A 14,389-nucleotide genomic window follows, 5' to 3' on the forward strand; every position below is an offset into this window, starting at 1 on the left:
TCACAGTGCGACTCCTTCCGGCCAACTCTGCAGCCACCCCTTGTATTCGTCGCGGTTGTCGGCGCGAAACCCGGTGTCGATCTTGACGCCTGACGGCAGCCGCCACCGAATCGCCAGAATTCCGTCGCGGGCGGCGACCTTTCCGGCGATCACGTGCTCGGTCCGGATACCGGATATCGACTCGGTCGGGATCCAGATCGGTTGCGCCCCGATGCGCTCCACCAGAATTCCCTCGGGGTGGCGGGTCAGCACGGCCTTGCTGCGGTAGCCGAGGTCACCGACGGTGATCCGCTGGCTCCACGCCGGCGCCATCGTGCAGCCCACGTAGACGCCGGGGGTGGTGATCGCCGCCGGCCCGACCTGGCCCGGAATCTCCGGCAGGGTCCCGATCATCTCGGCCTGGCGCTCCGCACGCTTACGCCAGCCCCGCAGCATCAGCTGGATGATGAATGCGATCACCACCGCGATCAGCCCGGCCATGATCAACGACGCGACCCAGGTCCCCTGATTCATCAGCGCCGCTCCTCCTGCCCTGTTCGGATCGCACTTCCCCGTCGATCGTCACCGGCGCGCGTCATACCGGGCTCTTTCCGTCGCGCGCGGTGATCTTCCCGCGCAGCAGGGTTGCGGTCACGGTCGCCGGTAGCGTCATCGTCTCGTAGGGCGTGTTGGCCGACCGGCTGGCGAATTCGGCGCCGGCGACGGTCCAGGTGGCGTCCGGGTCGACCACGGTCAGGTTGGCCGGCTCCCCGATCTCCAGCGGCCGGCCGTGGTCCGGCAAACCCGCGATGCGGGCCGGGTTTTCGCTCATCACCGTCGCGACGCCGCGCCAGGTCAGCAGGCCGGGGATCACCATCGCCTGAACCACCGCCGACAACGCGGTCTGCAGACCGAGCATCCCCGGCAGCGCGGCGGCGAACTCGACGCACTTCTCGTGCTCGGCGTGCGGCGCGTGATCGGTGGCCACGCAATCGATCACGCCATCGGCCAGCGCCTGCCGCAACGCGACCGCGTCCGCGGCCTCGCGCAGCGGCGGGTTGACCCGATTCACGCCGTCGTAGCTGACCAGTCGGCTGTCGTCGAGCAGCAGGTGATGCGGTGTCACCTCGGCCGTGATCGAGATACCTTGCGCCTTGGCCCATTTGACGATCTCGACGGTGCCCGCGGTGGAGGCGTGACAGATGTGCACCCGGGCGCCGGCATCGCGGGCCAGCAACGCGTCCCGGGCCACGATCGACTCTTCGGCAGCGCGGGGCCAACCGGAGAGTCCCAGCTTGGCCGCGGTGGGACCCTCGTGCGCGACGGCGCCGACGGTCAGCCGTGGCTCCTCGGCGTGCTGCGCGATCAGGACACCCAGTCCGGTGGCGTATTCCAGTGCGCGACGCATGATCAGCGGGTCGTCGACGCATTTGCCGTCATCGGAGAACATCCGGACCTGGGCTGCGCCGGCGGCCATCATGCCCATCTCGGTGAGCTCTTTGCCGGCCAGCCCGACGGTGACGGCGCCGACCGGATGGACGTCGACCAGGCCGACCTGCTGCCCGCGATGCCACACGTGATCGGTGACCACCGGACTGTCGGCGACCGGGGTGGTGTTCGCCATCGCGAACACCGCCGTGAAACCACCGAGAGCGGCTGCCGCCGAACCGGTTTCGATGTTCTCGGCGTATTCGCGGCCGGGCTCACGCAGATGGGTGTGCAGGTCGACGAACCCGGGCAGCAATATCTGGCCGCTCGCGTCGATCACGTCCGCACCATCGGGGATCTCGAGCCCGGCGCCGATGTCGGCGATCTGCCCGTCGGCGACCAGGACGTCGACCTGCTCGCCCTCGCCGTAGAGCCGCACCCCGCGCAACAACACGCTCATGCCACAATTCCTTTTCCGCCAAGCCCCTCAGCGGGCGACTCGGTGCCGACCAGCAGATGGAACAGCACCGCCATCCGAACGTGGACACCGTTGGAAACCTGTTGCAGCACAGCCGATTGCGACGAGTCGGCGACCGACGACGAGATCTCCATGCCGCGCAGCATCGGTCCGGGATGCAGCACGATCGCGTGGCCGGGCAGCATCGCCTGGCGCCGGTCGGACAACCCGTAGCGGACCGAGTACTCGCGGGTGGACGGGAAGAAGCCGCCGTTCATCCGTTCGGCCTGCACCCGCAGCATCAGGACCGCGTCGGCGGCCGGCAGTTCCGCGTCGAGGTCGTGGGAGACCGTCACCGGCCATTCGGTGACCCCGACCGGCAACAGTGTCGGCGGCGCGACGAGCACCACCTCGGCGCCCAAGGTGTGCAGCAGATGGGTGTTGGAGCGGGCCACCCGACTGTGCAGGATGTCGCCGACTATCACGATCCGACGGCCCTCGATGCCGCCGAGTCGCTGGCGAACGGTCAGCGCGTCCAGCAAAGCCTGGGTCGGGTGCTCGTGGGTGCCGTCGCCGGCGTTGATCACCGCGGGTCCGGCCTCCACGCCGGAGACCGTAGAAGCCGTCCAGTCCGCAAGCCGGTGTGCCGCACCGGAAGCCGGGTGCCGGATGATCAGCGCGTCGGCGCCGGCGGCGCGCAGGGTCAGCGCGGTGTCGCGCAGTGATTCGCCCTTGCCGACCGACGATCCGGCGGCGCTGACGTTGATCACGTCGGCGCTCATCCACTTGCCGGCGACTTCGAAGGACACCCGGGTGCGGGTGGAATTCTCGTAGAACATCGTGATCACCGTGCGACCGCGCAGGGTCGGCAGCTTGCGCACCTCGCGGCCGACCAAGGCCTGGGCGAAGCGGTCGGCGTCGTCGAGGATCGCGGTGGCCTCGTCGCGGGACAGATCGCCGGCGGCCAGCAGGTGCCGGGTCATGACACGTCCTCCCGGGAGATGACGACCGCGTCGCGACCGTCCTGCTCGGCTAACTGGACGTGCACGTTCTCGGTCCGCGAGGTCGGCACGTTCTTGCCGACATAGTCGGCGCGCAAGGGCAGTTCGCGGTGACCGCGGTCGACCAGCACCGCCAGTTGCACCACCCGCGGGCGGCCGACATCGCGCAGCGCGTCCAGCGCCGAACGCACCGAACGGCCGGAGTACAGCACGTCGTCGACCAGGATCACCAGCGCGTCGTCGATGCCGCCGGCGGGTATCGAGGTGTTCTCCAATGGCCGTGGCGGCTTGGTCATCAGGTCGTCGCGGTAGAGCGTGATGTCCAGGGCGCCGTGCGGGATCTCGGCGCCGGAGAATTCGGCGATGTTCACCGCGAGCCGGTTGGCCAGAGTCACACCGCGGGTGGGGATTCCCAGCAAGACCACCCGAGGCGCGTCGGCGCCGTCGAGAGCGGTCTTTTCGATGATCTGATGCGCGATACGCGAAATAGTGCGAGCCACGTCGGCCGCCGACATCAATTCGCGGCCGGTGGCGGCGTCACCCGCGGCACCCATGCGAGATCTTGACCTCCTTCTCCGCCTCTCTGGACGGATCGTTAAAGGATGTCGACTGCCGGGCAGCGTAGCATTCGCGGCTCACCCTGGCGAAAAGGACAGGCGTCGGAATCGAAGGAGCTCGGGGTGCCCGACCGCAGGCTTCGGCACTGGACCCGGGGCCGCCGCGGCGGACTCACGGCGCTGCTGCTCTACCTGCTCGGCGCGCTCGTCGTCACGCTCGGCGCCTGGCGGGGCCCGAGGTCCGGTTGGGCCGGCGGCTGCTGCGACCAGGAGCAGGCGATCTGGTACCTCGGCTGGACACCGCACGCACTGGCACACGGTCTCGACCCGTTTTTCACCACTCAGATCGCGGCGCCGGCCGGCGTGAACCTGATGTGGAACCCGTCGATGCCACTGCTGGGGATGATCGGCTGGCTACCGGCGAAAATCGGCGGCCCGGTTTTCGGCTTCAACGTCCTGATGGTGTTGGGCATCGCCTCGAGCGGCCTCACCGCCTGGCTGGCGATCCGGCGGTGGACCGGGGACGGGCTGGCCCCCTTCGTCGGCGGCGCGGTGTACGCCTTCTCCCCCTACGTCGCCTCCCATGCGGCCCTGCATCTGAACCTGGCCACCGTCTGGGTTCCGCCGCTGCTGTTGCTCGTTCTCGACGAGCTCCTGGTCACCCGCCGACGCCCGGCGTGGCAGTCGGGAATTGCGCTCGGAGTGCTCTGCGCGGCGCAACTGCTGATCAGCGAGGAGATTCTGGCCCTCAGCGTGGTGGCAGGTGCGGTGCTGGTCGTGGTGATGGCAGCGCTCCGCCGGGACGGGCACTTTCTCGCCCGACTCGTTCCCGGCCTTGCGGCAGCGTCGGTGACATTTCTGGCGCTCGCCTGCTGGCCGTTGGCGGCCCAGTTCTTCGGGCCGCAACGCATCAGCCGGCCAGTGCAGAATTCCGCGATTTTCTCCACCAACCTGGTCAATGCCGTCCTGCCGACGCCGCACCAACTGATCGCGCCACATTGGGCGACGCGGGTTTCCGGCGGGTTCAGCGGGCTTTCTCACGAGGCGACGGCATACCTGGGTGTTCCGCTGCTGATGCTGATTGTCGTTGCCATAGCCCGGTATTGGACCGACGAGCGGATCCGCGTCGCCGGCATCACCGGGGCGTTGATTTTCGTGCTGTCGCTCGGGCCGTGGCTGCACATCGGCAGAGCCGCCCTGCGCGTTCCGTTGCCGTGGCTGGCTGTGGAAAAGCTGCCACTCCTCCAGCACGCACTGCCGGGCCGGCTGACGCTGTTCGTCTGGCTGGCGGTGGCCATCCTGGTCGCGACAGTCATCGCCCGTGCCGGCCGCCTCGCCCCGCGGCGGGCGACACAATGGCGGGTGGCGGTGGGCTTGTCCCTGGCCCTAATACTCCCGGCTCCACTGACCAGGGCAGAGTTCACGACGCCGGCGTTCTTCCGCAACTGGTCCGGCCAGCACATCGGCTCCGACGAAACCGTGCTCGTCGCACCGTATTTCGTGAATGGCAACGAGGCAGCCCCGATGGCCTGGGCCGCAGTGGCCGACTACGGGCTGCGGATGCCGGAGGCCTACGCCTACGTGCCGCAGCCGGACGGTGGAACGTATTCCGGTCCGGCACAGACCCAACTGACCTACACCATGTACGTGATCCAGCAGCGCGGCGCCTGGCTGGTCGCGCGCAACGAGATTCGTGCACAGGTCGCCGCCGACCTGGCAGCCGCCGGCGTGCGCCACGTGATCGTCGGCCCGACCCAGCACTGGCAGCAGCTGATCGCGTTCTTCACCGACCTGTTCGGCCAGGCGCCCGCCATCGTCGACGGAGTCGCGATCTGGCGGGACACCACGGTTCGGTGACCAGCGGCTCGGCCCGGCGATCGGAAAGCCGGGCTCCCCGCAATCAGGTCGGGCCGGCGGCCGATTAGCCTGAACCGGGTGAACCTCGAGGGCAACCAGACCTCCATCCGCGAGGCCTGCGACGCCGGCCTGCTCGCGGGTGCGGTGACGGTGGTATGGCAGCGCGGAGAAGTGCTGCAGGTCAACGAAATCGGCTTCCGCGACGTCGATGCCCGGTTGCCCATGCAGCGCGACACATTGTTTCGCATCGCCTCGATGACCAAACCGGTCACCGTCGCCGCGGCCATGAGTTTGGTCGACGAGGGCAAGCTGGCGCTACGCGACCCGGTCGTGCGTTGGTTGCCGGAGTTCGCCGACCTGCAGGTGCTCGACGAGCCGAACGGACCGCTGGACCGGACCCATCCGGTCGAACGGTCGATTCTGGTCGAGGATCTGCTGACCCACACCAGCGGCCTCGGGTACGGATTTTCGGTGGGTGGACCGATTTCGCGGGCGTACATGCGGCTGCCTTTCGGTCAGGGACCCGACGCGTGGCTGGCGGCGTTGGCCGAACTACCGCTGGTGCATCAACCGGGTCTGCGCCTGACCTACGGTCACTCCAGCGACGTGGTCGGTGTGCTGGTGTCGCGGGTCGAGGGCAAGCCGTTCCATCAGGTGCTCGACGAACGAATCCTGAAGCCGCTGGGCATGATCGACACCGGCTTCCATGTGACACCGGAGGGTCGTCGCCGCACCGCGACGATGTACCGCCTGGACCGCGACGATCGACTCCAGCACGATGTCATGGGTCAACCGCACCTCACCCCGCCCGCGTTCAGCAACGCAGGTGGTGGACTGCTGTCCACCGCGGACGACTACCTGCGTTTCGTCGAAATGCTGTTGCGTGACGGCGTTGTCGACGGAGTCCAGGTGCTCTCACCGGAGTCGGTGCGGCTGATGCGCACCGATCGGCTCACCGTCGAGCAGAAGCGGCACCCGTTCCTCGGCGCGCCGTTCTGGATCGGGCGGGGGTTCGGCCTCAACCTGTCCGTCGTCACCGATCCGGCCAAATCGACACCGTTGTTCGGGCCCGGCGGGGTTGGAACATTCGGCTGGCCCGGCGCGTACGGAACCTGGTGGCAAGCCGATCCGACCGCCGACCTGATTCTGCTCTACCTGATCCAGAACATGCCGGAGTTGTCGGCGGACGCCGCGGACGCCGCCGCTGCCGTCGCCGGCAACACGTCGCGAGCGAAACTGCAAGCGGTGCAACCAAAATTCGTTCATCGCACCTATCGGGCACTGGGACTCTGATGGCGGAGTTCACGCCTGAACGCATCGAGGGGCCCCGCCTGGAGTTGCGTCCGCCGGTGGCCGAGGACGCCGGACCGCTTTTCCAGCGCGTCGCCCGCGACCCTCAGGTGACCAAGTATCTGCTGTGGACACCCCATCCGGACGTGGCGGTGACGCAACGGGTGATCACCGAGCGGATGAATGTCGACGCGCACCTGCGAACCTGGGTGATGGCGCTGCAGCACAGCGGAGAGATCGTCGGGATGATCAGTTGCGGGCGCCCGCTGTCCTACACCGCCGAAATCGGTTACTGCGTCGGGCGGCGTTGGTGGGGTAAGGGTTTGATGTCCGAGGCGCTCGGCATGCTGATGGACACCCTGCAGGCCGATTCCGACGTCTACCGGGTCTGGGCGTCGTGTCACGTCGACAACGACCGTTCGGTGCGGCTGCTGGAGCGGGCCGGCTTCCTCCTGGAAGGCCGACTGGCCCGGCACGCGATCTACCCCAACCTGGGCACCGAACCACTCGACAGCCTGCTGTTCGGAAAAGCGTTGCGCTAGAACAGCTCCACGTTCCGGATAGCGACTAGACCATCGCGAACGGCGAGACGCGGGCCCCGATCTCCAGCGCGCCGGCCAGTTCACGACTGCCGTCGTAATCGAAGACCACGTGCCCGGAGATGACGTCGACATCTCGCTTGGCTCGCTGTAACGGGTGGTCGAGAAACTGCGCGCTGGCACCGGAAGCCTCGAGCAGATCGGCGATCACGGAACGGGATTCGTGCACCACGTGCGCCGCGGCCGCTCGCACACCGGCCCGCACTGTGCGGCTGATGTGCTCCCCGCTGACGACTCGGGTCTGGATGTCTTCGGCGGCCGAGTCGGTGAGCGCCCGCATCGCCCGCAGCCGGGCCCGCGCGCCACCGAGTCGCACCTGCGCGGCAGGCTGATCCTTCTGCGCTGCACCGGAATACGCGATGACCCGCTCGCTGAGGCGCTGAGCGAAGAGGTCGGCCACCAACTCCGCAGATCCCAGCGCGGGCATTGCCGCAACGAGCGCCAGCGCCGGCACCATCGGCCAGCGGTACACCGCCGCGCCGTGCAATTCGGCGCCGGGTGCGGTCCCGCCGTAAATATCGGTGACCGCGACCATCCGGTGCTCGGGCACCCAGACGTCGTCGACGATGACGTCGTTGGATCCGGTGGCGCACATTCCCGCGGTGTGCCACACGTCTTCGACGCGCGTATCGCCGACCGGCAACAACACCAGGGCCGGGTAGGGCGCGTTGTCGGGTCCGCAGATCGAGCCGACCAGCACCCAGTCGGCATCCATGATCCCGGTCGCCCATGACCACCGCCCGGTCAACCGGACGCCCGCGCCGTCCGGGGTGGCACGACCGGCCGGCGCCAGCGGAGCCGGGCACAGCACCGGGCCGTCGGCGAACACTTCGTCCTGGGCCTGCTCGCCGAGGAGCGCCAGCATCCAGTTGTGCAGCGTGTAGAAGCCGAGCGTCCAGGCACTCGACGTGCACCCGTGCGCCATCAGACGCACCGCCTCCAGAATCTCGGGGAACTCCGCCTGAGCGCCGCCGTACCGCTTCGGCAGCAGCAACCGGGCCAGCCCGGACTCGCGGTAGTCGTCGACAGTGGCCTCCGGCAGCCGGCGCAGCTTCTCCGCGTCGGCCGCACGCTCGGCCAGCCGCTCCACGAAATCAGCGCCGACCGCGGGGTGCGCTGTCTGCGATAGCGTCATGGCCCGAAGATTACCATACCTTTTGGTATGGAGACTCTTCCGGCGTCGACGATCACTGCCGCAGCATGACGTCCAGGAATTGCTCGCGACGTCCGGCACCCATCGGGCTCGGTCGCGAACCCGACAGGTGCAGAAAGCCAATGCCCGCAGCGAAAGTCGCGGTGGCGCGCATCTCGGACTCCTCGTGGTCGAAGCCGGCGTCCAGGAAAGCCTGCCGCACAGCGGCCACCACGCTGAGGTCGGACGACCGCACCGCCGCGGCCGCCGGAGGCTCCGACCGGGCCCATTCCCGCATGGCGCGCTCCAGCACCCAGTGCCGTGGGCTCACCAGCGCGGTCATCATCCGCAACAGCCGCTCGCGTGGAGGCAGACTCGCCAGCTCGTCGAACGACCGATCCTCGTCGCGGACGACCGCCCAGGTGTCGAACAGCGCGGTGCGGTAGGCGGTCATGTCGGTGAAGTGCCAGTAGAAGCTGCCCTTGGTGACGCCGAGGCGGCTGCACAGATGGCCCAGCGTCAGGGATTTGACGCCGTCCTCGGCCAGTACCCGGAAGCCCTCTTGCACCCAGTCGTCCACCGACAGGCGGGAGTTCGTCGCGCTCGCCGAAGGCCCCATGGGCGGTAATGCTAGACCTGCGGCGATGCGTGAGCGAAGCTACCGGATCACCGTGTCCGAACCGCGGGCCGCATTGATCCGCTTCAAAGCGTCCTCGGTGAACACCGACAAACCCAGATCCGGGTTGTAACCGTGAATCTCCTTGATGTCGAGCTGCGCGAGGAAGTACAGGATCTGCTTGGAGACCACCTGGCCAGGCACCAGCACCGGAAAGCCCGGCGGATAAGGAACAACGAATCCCGTTGACACCAAGGACTTCCCATCGGCAAGCCGCCGACCTGCCTCCCCGATCATCACGTGCTCGCGATCGGCGTCCTCGTAGCCGGCGTAGAACGCAGACCGCATGTCTCCGAACGAGCTGGCCTCGTCGGGCTTGAACGTGCTGTCGAATTCGCTGAAGTCCGGCAAGGCCGGTAGGTCCTCGGTGATCTCCTCGACGCGGCGCTGGTGCAGGGCGCGGTCGTCGCGGCTGGCGGCGGCTTCGGTGTGGTCGAAGTCGGTGGCCACCCGGCGCAACACGTCGAGCAGATAATGGACACTCGACCACGTCACGCCGATGGTGAAGATCAACAGCACACTGTTGATCGACGTCTTGTTGATCTGGATCCCGAACCGCTCCATCAGGACCTTCTCGCGGAAGTCGTACCCGTTCATGCCCGTCTGACCCAGGTACAGGGTGACCCGCGTCGGATCGAGGACGAATTGATCCGAACGCCACGCCTCGTTCCAGTCCGCCAGCGCCCCCTGGCGCACCTGCCGATAAGAACTCACCGCCGACAGCCTGAATTCGTCTGGCACCAAATCGGATTCGTCGAGAATACGGAACCACTTGCTGATCAGCCGGTCCTTGCGGACCCGGTGCCGGAACACCAGCGCCATGTCGTAGACGTAGCGCACCATCTGGAAGCCTTCGATGTCGACCTGCCGGCGGGCGAGGTCCAGCGACGCCAGCAGCTGCTGATTGGGCGAGGTCGAGGTGTGGGTCAGGAAGGCCTCACCGAACGCGTCCCGGGACTGGGAGTTGAAGTCCTGGTCGCGGATGTGAATCATCGACGCCTGCCGTAGGGCCGACAGCGACTTGTGGGTGGAATGCGTGGCGTACACCCGGACCCGGGCCTGGCTGGGGTCGGGAAGCAGCCGGTGCTCACCCCACTCGCTACGCGGGATGCCCTGCATGGATTCCTTCCACTGCAGGTATTCCTGGGCGTAGGCCGGCGATGTCAGCATCGATTCGAGGCGTTCGGCGGCGACCATCGCGGTGCGCTGGCGCGCCCACGGCACCGCGGTGGCGAACGCGTACCAGGCCTCGTCCCACAGGAAGCAGATGTCCGGCTTGATCGCCAGCACCTCTTCCATCACCCGCCGCGGGTTGTAGACGACGCCGTCGAAGGTGCAGTTGGTCAGCAGCAGCATCCGAACCTTGCTCAGCTGCCCGGCCGCCTCCAGGTCGAGCAGCGCCTTCTTGATGGTCCCCAACGACACCGCGCCGTAAATCGCAAACGGTTGCAGCTCATAGGCATCCAGGTACAGCGGATACGCCCCGGCCAGCACCAGGCCGTAGTGGTGCGACTTGTGGCAGTTGCGGTCGATCAGCACGATGTCGCCCGGGCGGGTCAGCGACTGCACGACGATCTTGTTGGCGGTCGACGTTCCATTGGTGACGAAATAGGTGTGGTCGGAGTTCCAGGTGTGCGCGGCCTTGTCCATCGCTTTTTTGATGTTGCCGTGCGGGTCGAGCAGCGAGTCCAGGCCGCCCGAGGTGGTGGAGGTCTCGGCCATGAAGATGTTGCGGCCGTAGAACTCCCCCATGTCGCGCAGTGTCTTGGAGTTGAAGATGCTGGCGCCACGGGCGACGGGCAGGGCGTGGAACTGGCCGGCCGGACGCGCCGCGTAGGCCCTCAGCGCATCGAAAAACGGTGTGGAATAACGGTTTCGGATGCCACCCAGCACGGTGCTGTGCAGGTCGGTGACGTCGTTGAGCCGATAGAAGGTGCGGTCGTAGACGCCCGTCTCGTCCGTCTCGGCGGCAATCGACTCATCGGTCAGCAGATAGAGGTCGATGTGCGGCCGCAGCTCGCGGATCCACTCGCCGCACTCGATCCAGTCGTGAGTGCGGTCGGTGGCCACCACCTCGTCGTTAGGACCCAGCAACGTGGTCATCAGCGGCACCCGGTCGTGGGAGCGCAGTGGGATGTCGTGCCGGATGATCGCGGCCTGGATCTCCCCGTTCAGCGCGACGGCGGTGATGGCGTCCTCGACGCTGGACACCACCAGCAACTCGAACTGCACGTCGTCGGCGACGTCGCGGATCGCCCGCAGGCTCTCGGCCAGCCCCTCGGGTGCGTTGACCGGCGCGTCGTCGGCGAGCAGCACGGTGTAGAACTGTTGCTCCTTGGCGCGCGACACCAACTCCTGGTCGGCCAGCGACGAGGCGGTGTCGAAAAGCGCTGCGCGGTCGCCGTATTCGGAGAGCAGCCGCACGGCCAGCGACACCTGCTCAGCCAGGCTGACCGTGGCCAGCTGATCCAGGTAGCCGCAGAAGGTCGCCAGGTTCTCCGGCCCGGGGTAGATCCAGTACCGCTCGTAGGCGCCGAGCCGGTTGAGCAGACGCCGGACCCGCGCCGCCTCGTGGGTGGTGTCCATCCCGGCCCGGTCCACGACCGCGAGCTGGTGGCACGCGTCGTCCAACAGATTCCAGGTGTCGATCCGCGAGTACGACGGGTTGGCCACCGCCGCCAGCGCGGAGACACACAACCGCCTCGGGTGCCTGCCGTCTCGGTCCATCACGCCAGTGTGTCCCTCCGTCAACGGCGATGCGGGCGTTTTGTCACCTCAACCCTAATTGCCACAACTGCCCCAACAGACTCTCGCCGGCGGCTCAGCCGTCCCATTCGTCGTCGTCGGATTTTCGACCGCGGGTGAGCGGAATCCAGCGCCGCGCCGGCGCCACCTCGGTCACATCGGACAGCGATCGAACCACGGCCTGGCTCAGGGCCATGATCGCCGCCATCACCGGCAGCAGCGGCCGGAACGGGGTGGCGGCCGCCCGCACGGTCTCGATGCGGCGGGCCAGCACCAGACGCTCGATCGCGTGATACAGCCACGCGCCAACACCGAGGGCGTAGATCGCCAGTGCCGCCGCGATCGCCGCCTGCCCGTAGGCCGCGCACAGCACCGCGCCCAGCACCACCGTCGCCGACAGGATGCCGGCGATCAGGACTCGCAGTTCCAGCCGGGTCATGAGTCGCCGGCAGCGGCGTCCACGTGTCCATCTCCCTCGTGGGCCTCGTCCGAGGCCTGTTCCGTCGACGGTCGCAGGGCTTGGGCCGCGGCCCGGATCTGCGGGGTCACCAGCATCACCTGCCCCAGCACACCGTTGACGAAACCCGGTGAGTCGTCGGTGGACAACTCCTTGGCCAGTTCCACCGCTTCGTCGACGGCGACCGGCGCCGGCACGTCGTCGGCGTGCAGCAGCTCGTACACCGCGACCCGCAGGATGGCGCGGTCGACGGCCGGCAGCCTGTCCAGCGTCCAGCCCTGCAGGTGCGACGAGATCAGGTCGTCGACGTGGGCTGCGTGCTCGGTGACACCGTGCGCCACGGTCACGGTGTAGGGATGCGGCGGCGCCACCTCGTCGTTGGCCTCGGCCAGCGCGGCGCGTGCATCGGCGGCCTGGGACGGGGTCAATCCGCGAGCCTCGGCTTCGAACAGCAAGTCGACAGCGCGTTTACGTGCCTGATGCCGTCCTTTGACAGGCCGGGCTGGCCGGCTCACGCGTTGACACGTCCGAGGTAGCTGCCGTCGCGGGAGTCGACCTTCAGCTTGTCGCCGGTGTTGATGAACAGCGGGACCTGCAGTTCGGCACCGGTCTCCACGGTTGCCGGCTTGGTGCCCGCGCTGGAGCGGTCGCCCTGGAGCCCGGGCTCGGTGTGGGTGACGACGAGTTCGACGGTCACCGGCAGTTCGAGGTACAGCGGCGCGCTGTTGTGGAACGCCACCTGGACCGGCAGGCCCTCCAGGAGGAACCGGGCGGCGTCGCCGACCAGCGACTCCGGCAGCGGGTGCTGCTCGTAGTCCTGGCTGTCCATGAACACGAAGTCGGTGCCGTCACGGTAGAGAAAGGTGGCGTCGCGCCGGTCGACGGTCGCGGTCTCCACCTTCACCCCGGCGTTGTAGGTCTTGTCGACGACCTTGCCGGTCAGCACATTTTTCAGTTTGGTGCGCACGAAGGCCGGGCCCTTGCCCGGTTTGACGTGCTGGAAGTCGGTGATCTGCCACAGCTGGCCGTCGATCACCAGTACAAGTCCATTTTTGAAATCGGCGGTGCTTGGCACAGTCGGTGAATCTCCTACACGATGGCCAGTTCCTTGGGGAACCGGGTGAGCAATTCCGGTGCGCTACCAAGGGCTTGCCCCGGGTCTGCCACTACCAGCGTGTCCTCGATGCGGACGCCGCCACGGTCGGGCAAATAGACGCCGGGCTCCACAGTCACCACGGAGCCCGCACGTAGTGTACCGGCGGCGGTGGCGTTGATCCCGGGCGCTTCATGGATCTGCAGGCCCACCCCGTGGCCCAGGCCGTGGCCGAAGTGTTCACCGTGCCCCGCGTCCGCGATGACACGGCGCGACGCGTCGTCGACCTCGGCCAGCTTCGCGCCGGCTTCCAAGGCCCGCCGCCCGGCCCGCTGGGCCTCGCTGACCAGTTCGTAGATCTCCCGCTGCCAGTCCGCGGCGTTGCCCAGCACGAAGGTGCGCGTCATATCGGAGTGGTAGCCGCCGACCAGTGCGCCGAAGTCGATCTTGACGAAGTCGCCGGCCGCCAGCACCGCGTCGGTGGGCCGGTGATGCGGGATCGCCGAGTTGGCACCGCTGGCCACGATCGTCTCGAAGGAGACGCCGTCGGCGCCGTGCTCGAGCATCAGCGCCTCCAGCTCGCGGCCCACCTCACGTTCGGTGCGGCCGGGTCGCAGTCCGCCGCGGTCGACCAGATCGGTCAGGGCGGCGTCGGCGGCCTCGCAGGCCAGTCGCAGCAGCGCCACCTCGCCGGCGTCCTTGATCTCGCGCAGCGCCTCCACGGCCTGCGAGGCGCGGACCAATTCGACGCCCTCTGACGCGGCGCTGAGCGCGTCGTATCCGTCGACGGTGACGACGTGACTCTCGAAGCCCACCCGGCGCGCCCGCCCGGCGGCCGCCCGACCGGCCAGATGGCGCCCGACGGCTCGTTCGATCGCGACTTCCAGGTCGGGCGCCTGCTGCGCGGCCTGCGTGCGGTAGCGCCCATCGGTGGCCAGGACGGCGTCGCGGCCGTCGGCGAACACCAGCAACGCCGCATTGGACCCGGTGAACCCGGACAGGTATCGCACGTTGGTCAGGTCTGTGACCAGCATCGCGTCCAGTTCCGCCGCTTGGAGGTGAGCTCCGAGTGCGGCTCGCCGCTGGGAATGTGTCACGCCAGCGAACGCTACTCGCTA

At 67.9% G+C, this 14,389-nt stretch carries 13 protein-coding genes and 1 pseudogene; 3 read left to right on the top strand and 11 right to left on the bottom strand.

The window, feature by feature from the left end; translation table 11 throughout:
* The 4 genes from ACZYW1_RS01460 to pyrR all read right to left on the bottom strand — a co-directional run bounded on the left by ACZYW1_RS01460 (position 1) and on the right by pyrR (position 3,419).
* The gene (locus tag ACZYW1_RS01460; RefSeq protein WP_463782660.1) at positions 1–513 is read right to left on the bottom strand and encodes a PH-like domain-containing protein; all 513 of its coding nucleotides are present in this window, start codon (positions 511–513) and stop codon (positions 1–3) included.
* 61 nt (positions 514–574) lie between these two features.
* Complete coding sequence (locus ACZYW1_RS01465) at positions 575–1,867, bottom strand: dihydroorotase (RefSeq protein ID WP_463782662.1); 1,293 nt, start codon at positions 1,865–1,867, stop codon at positions 575–577.
* The gene (locus ACZYW1_RS01470; RefSeq protein WP_463782665.1) at positions 1,864–2,847 is read right to left on the bottom strand and encodes an aspartate carbamoyltransferase catalytic subunit; all 984 of its coding nucleotides are present in this window, start codon (positions 2,845–2,847) and stop codon (positions 1,864–1,866) included. Before ACZYW1_RS01470 ends, ACZYW1_RS01465 begins: the two co-directional genes overlap by 4 nt.
* Positions 2,844–3,419, bottom strand: a complete 576-nt coding sequence (pyrR, locus tag ACZYW1_RS01475; protein ID WP_463782668.1) for a bifunctional pyr operon transcriptional regulator/uracil phosphoribosyltransferase PyrR — start codon at positions 3,417–3,419, stop codon at positions 2,844–2,846. The genes ACZYW1_RS01470 and pyrR overlap by 4 nt, the downstream gene beginning before the upstream one ends.
* A 126-nt stretch (positions 3,420–3,545) precedes the next feature.
* On the opposite strand from pyrR, the gene ACZYW1_RS01480 reads away from it, so the two are divergent.
* The 3 genes from ACZYW1_RS01480 (at position 3,546) to ACZYW1_RS01490 (ending at position 7,111) form a co-directional block, all read left to right on the top strand.
* The gene (locus ACZYW1_RS01480; protein ID WP_463782670.1) at positions 3,546–5,279 is read left to right on the top strand and encodes a DUF6311 domain-containing protein; all 1,734 of its coding nucleotides are present in this window, start codon (positions 3,546–3,548) and stop codon (positions 5,277–5,279) included.
* Between the two features lie 78 nt (positions 5,280–5,357).
* A complete protein-coding gene (locus ACZYW1_RS01485) occupies positions 5,358–6,572 on the top strand; it encodes a serine hydrolase domain-containing protein (RefSeq protein ID WP_463782672.1) in 1,215 nt (404 codons plus the stop codon).
* Positions 6,572–7,111 (top strand): GNAT family N-acetyltransferase, encoded by a 540-nt coding sequence (locus tag ACZYW1_RS01490; RefSeq protein ID WP_463782674.1) that lies wholly within the window; start codon positions 6,572–6,574, stop codon positions 7,109–7,111. The genes ACZYW1_RS01485 and ACZYW1_RS01490 overlap by 1 nt, the downstream gene beginning before the upstream one ends.
* A 25-nt stretch (positions 7,112–7,136) precedes the next feature.
* On the opposite strand, the gene ACZYW1_RS01495 is transcribed toward ACZYW1_RS01490, so the two are convergent.
* The 7 genes and pseudogenes from ACZYW1_RS01495 to ACZYW1_RS01525 all read right to left on the bottom strand — a co-directional run bounded on the left by ACZYW1_RS01495 (position 7,137) and on the right by ACZYW1_RS01525 (position 14,368).
* Positions 7,137–8,303: an acyl-CoA dehydrogenase family protein gene (locus ACZYW1_RS01495; RefSeq protein WP_463782677.1), complete on the bottom strand. Its 1,167-nt coding sequence runs from the start codon at positions 8,301–8,303 to the stop codon at positions 7,137–7,139.
* 52 nt (positions 8,304–8,355) lie between these two features.
* Positions 8,356–8,919: a TetR/AcrR family transcriptional regulator gene (locus ACZYW1_RS01500; RefSeq protein WP_463782680.1), complete on the bottom strand. Its 564-nt coding sequence runs from the start codon at positions 8,917–8,919 to the stop codon at positions 8,356–8,358.
* A gap of 57 nt (positions 8,920–8,976) precedes the next feature.
* Positions 8,977–11,703: pseudogene (locus ACZYW1_RS01505) on the bottom strand (aminotransferase class I/II-fold pyridoxal phosphate-dependent enzyme); the annotation flags it as partial.
* A gap of 94 nt (positions 11,704–11,797) precedes the next feature.
* Complete coding sequence (locus tag ACZYW1_RS01510; RefSeq protein WP_463782682.1) at positions 11,798–12,160, bottom strand: antitermination protein NusB; 363 nt, start codon at positions 12,158–12,160, stop codon at positions 11,798–11,800.
* Positions 12,157–12,693, bottom strand: coding sequence for a transcription antitermination factor NusB (gene nusB, locus ACZYW1_RS01515; protein WP_463782684.1), 537 nt, complete (start codon positions 12,691–12,693; stop codon positions 12,157–12,159). The genes ACZYW1_RS01510 and nusB overlap by 4 nt, the downstream gene beginning before the upstream one ends.
* Entirely contained in the window at positions 12,690–13,253 is a 564-nt protein-coding gene (efp, locus tag ACZYW1_RS01520; RefSeq protein ID WP_463782685.1) for an elongation factor P, read from the bottom strand. Before efp ends, nusB begins: the two co-directional genes overlap by 4 nt.
* 14 nt (positions 13,254–13,267) lie before the next feature.
* On the bottom strand, positions 13,268–14,368 hold the full coding sequence (locus tag ACZYW1_RS01525; RefSeq protein WP_463782688.1) for a M24 family metallopeptidase: 1,101 nt from the start codon (positions 14,366–14,368) through the stop codon (positions 13,268–13,270).
* Between the last annotated feature and the right edge of the window lie 21 nt (positions 14,369–14,389).

This window comes from Mycobacterium sp. IDUB_36 (assembly GCF_055419225.1).

What these genes read in the sequence shown, in the direction of transcription:
- ACZYW1_RS01490 (WP_463782674.1), top strand. Translation starts at nt 6,572, where the DNA reads ATGGCGGAGTTCACGCCTGAACGCATCGAGGGGCCCCGCCTGGAGTTG.
- ACZYW1_RS01495 (WP_463782677.1), bottom strand. Translation starts at nt 8,303, where the DNA reads ATGACGCTATCGCAGACAGCGCACCCCGCGGTCGGCGCTGATTTCGTG.
- ACZYW1_RS01500 (WP_463782680.1), bottom strand. Translation starts at nt 8,919, where the DNA reads ATGGGGCCTTCGGCGAGCGCGACGAACTCCCGCCTGTCGGTGGACGAC.
- ACZYW1_RS01465 (WP_463782662.1), bottom strand. Translation starts at nt 1,867, where the DNA reads ATGAGCGTGTTGTTGCGCGGGGTGCGGCTCTACGGCGAGGGCGAGCAG.
- ACZYW1_RS01460 (WP_463782660.1), bottom strand. Translation starts at nt 513, where the DNA reads ATGAATCAGGGGACCTGGGTCGCGTCGTTGATCATGGCCGGGCTGATC.
- ACZYW1_RS01470 (WP_463782665.1), bottom strand. Translation starts at nt 2,847, where the DNA reads ATGACCCGGCACCTGCTGGCCGCCGGCGATCTGTCCCGCGACGAGGCC.
- ACZYW1_RS01510 (WP_463782682.1), bottom strand. Translation starts at nt 12,160, where the DNA reads ATGACCCGGCTGGAACTGCGAGTCCTGATCGCCGGCATCCTGTCGGCG.
- pyrR (WP_463782668.1), bottom strand. Translation starts at nt 3,419, where the DNA reads ATGGGTGCCGCGGGTGACGCCGCCACCGGCCGCGAATTGATGTCGGCG.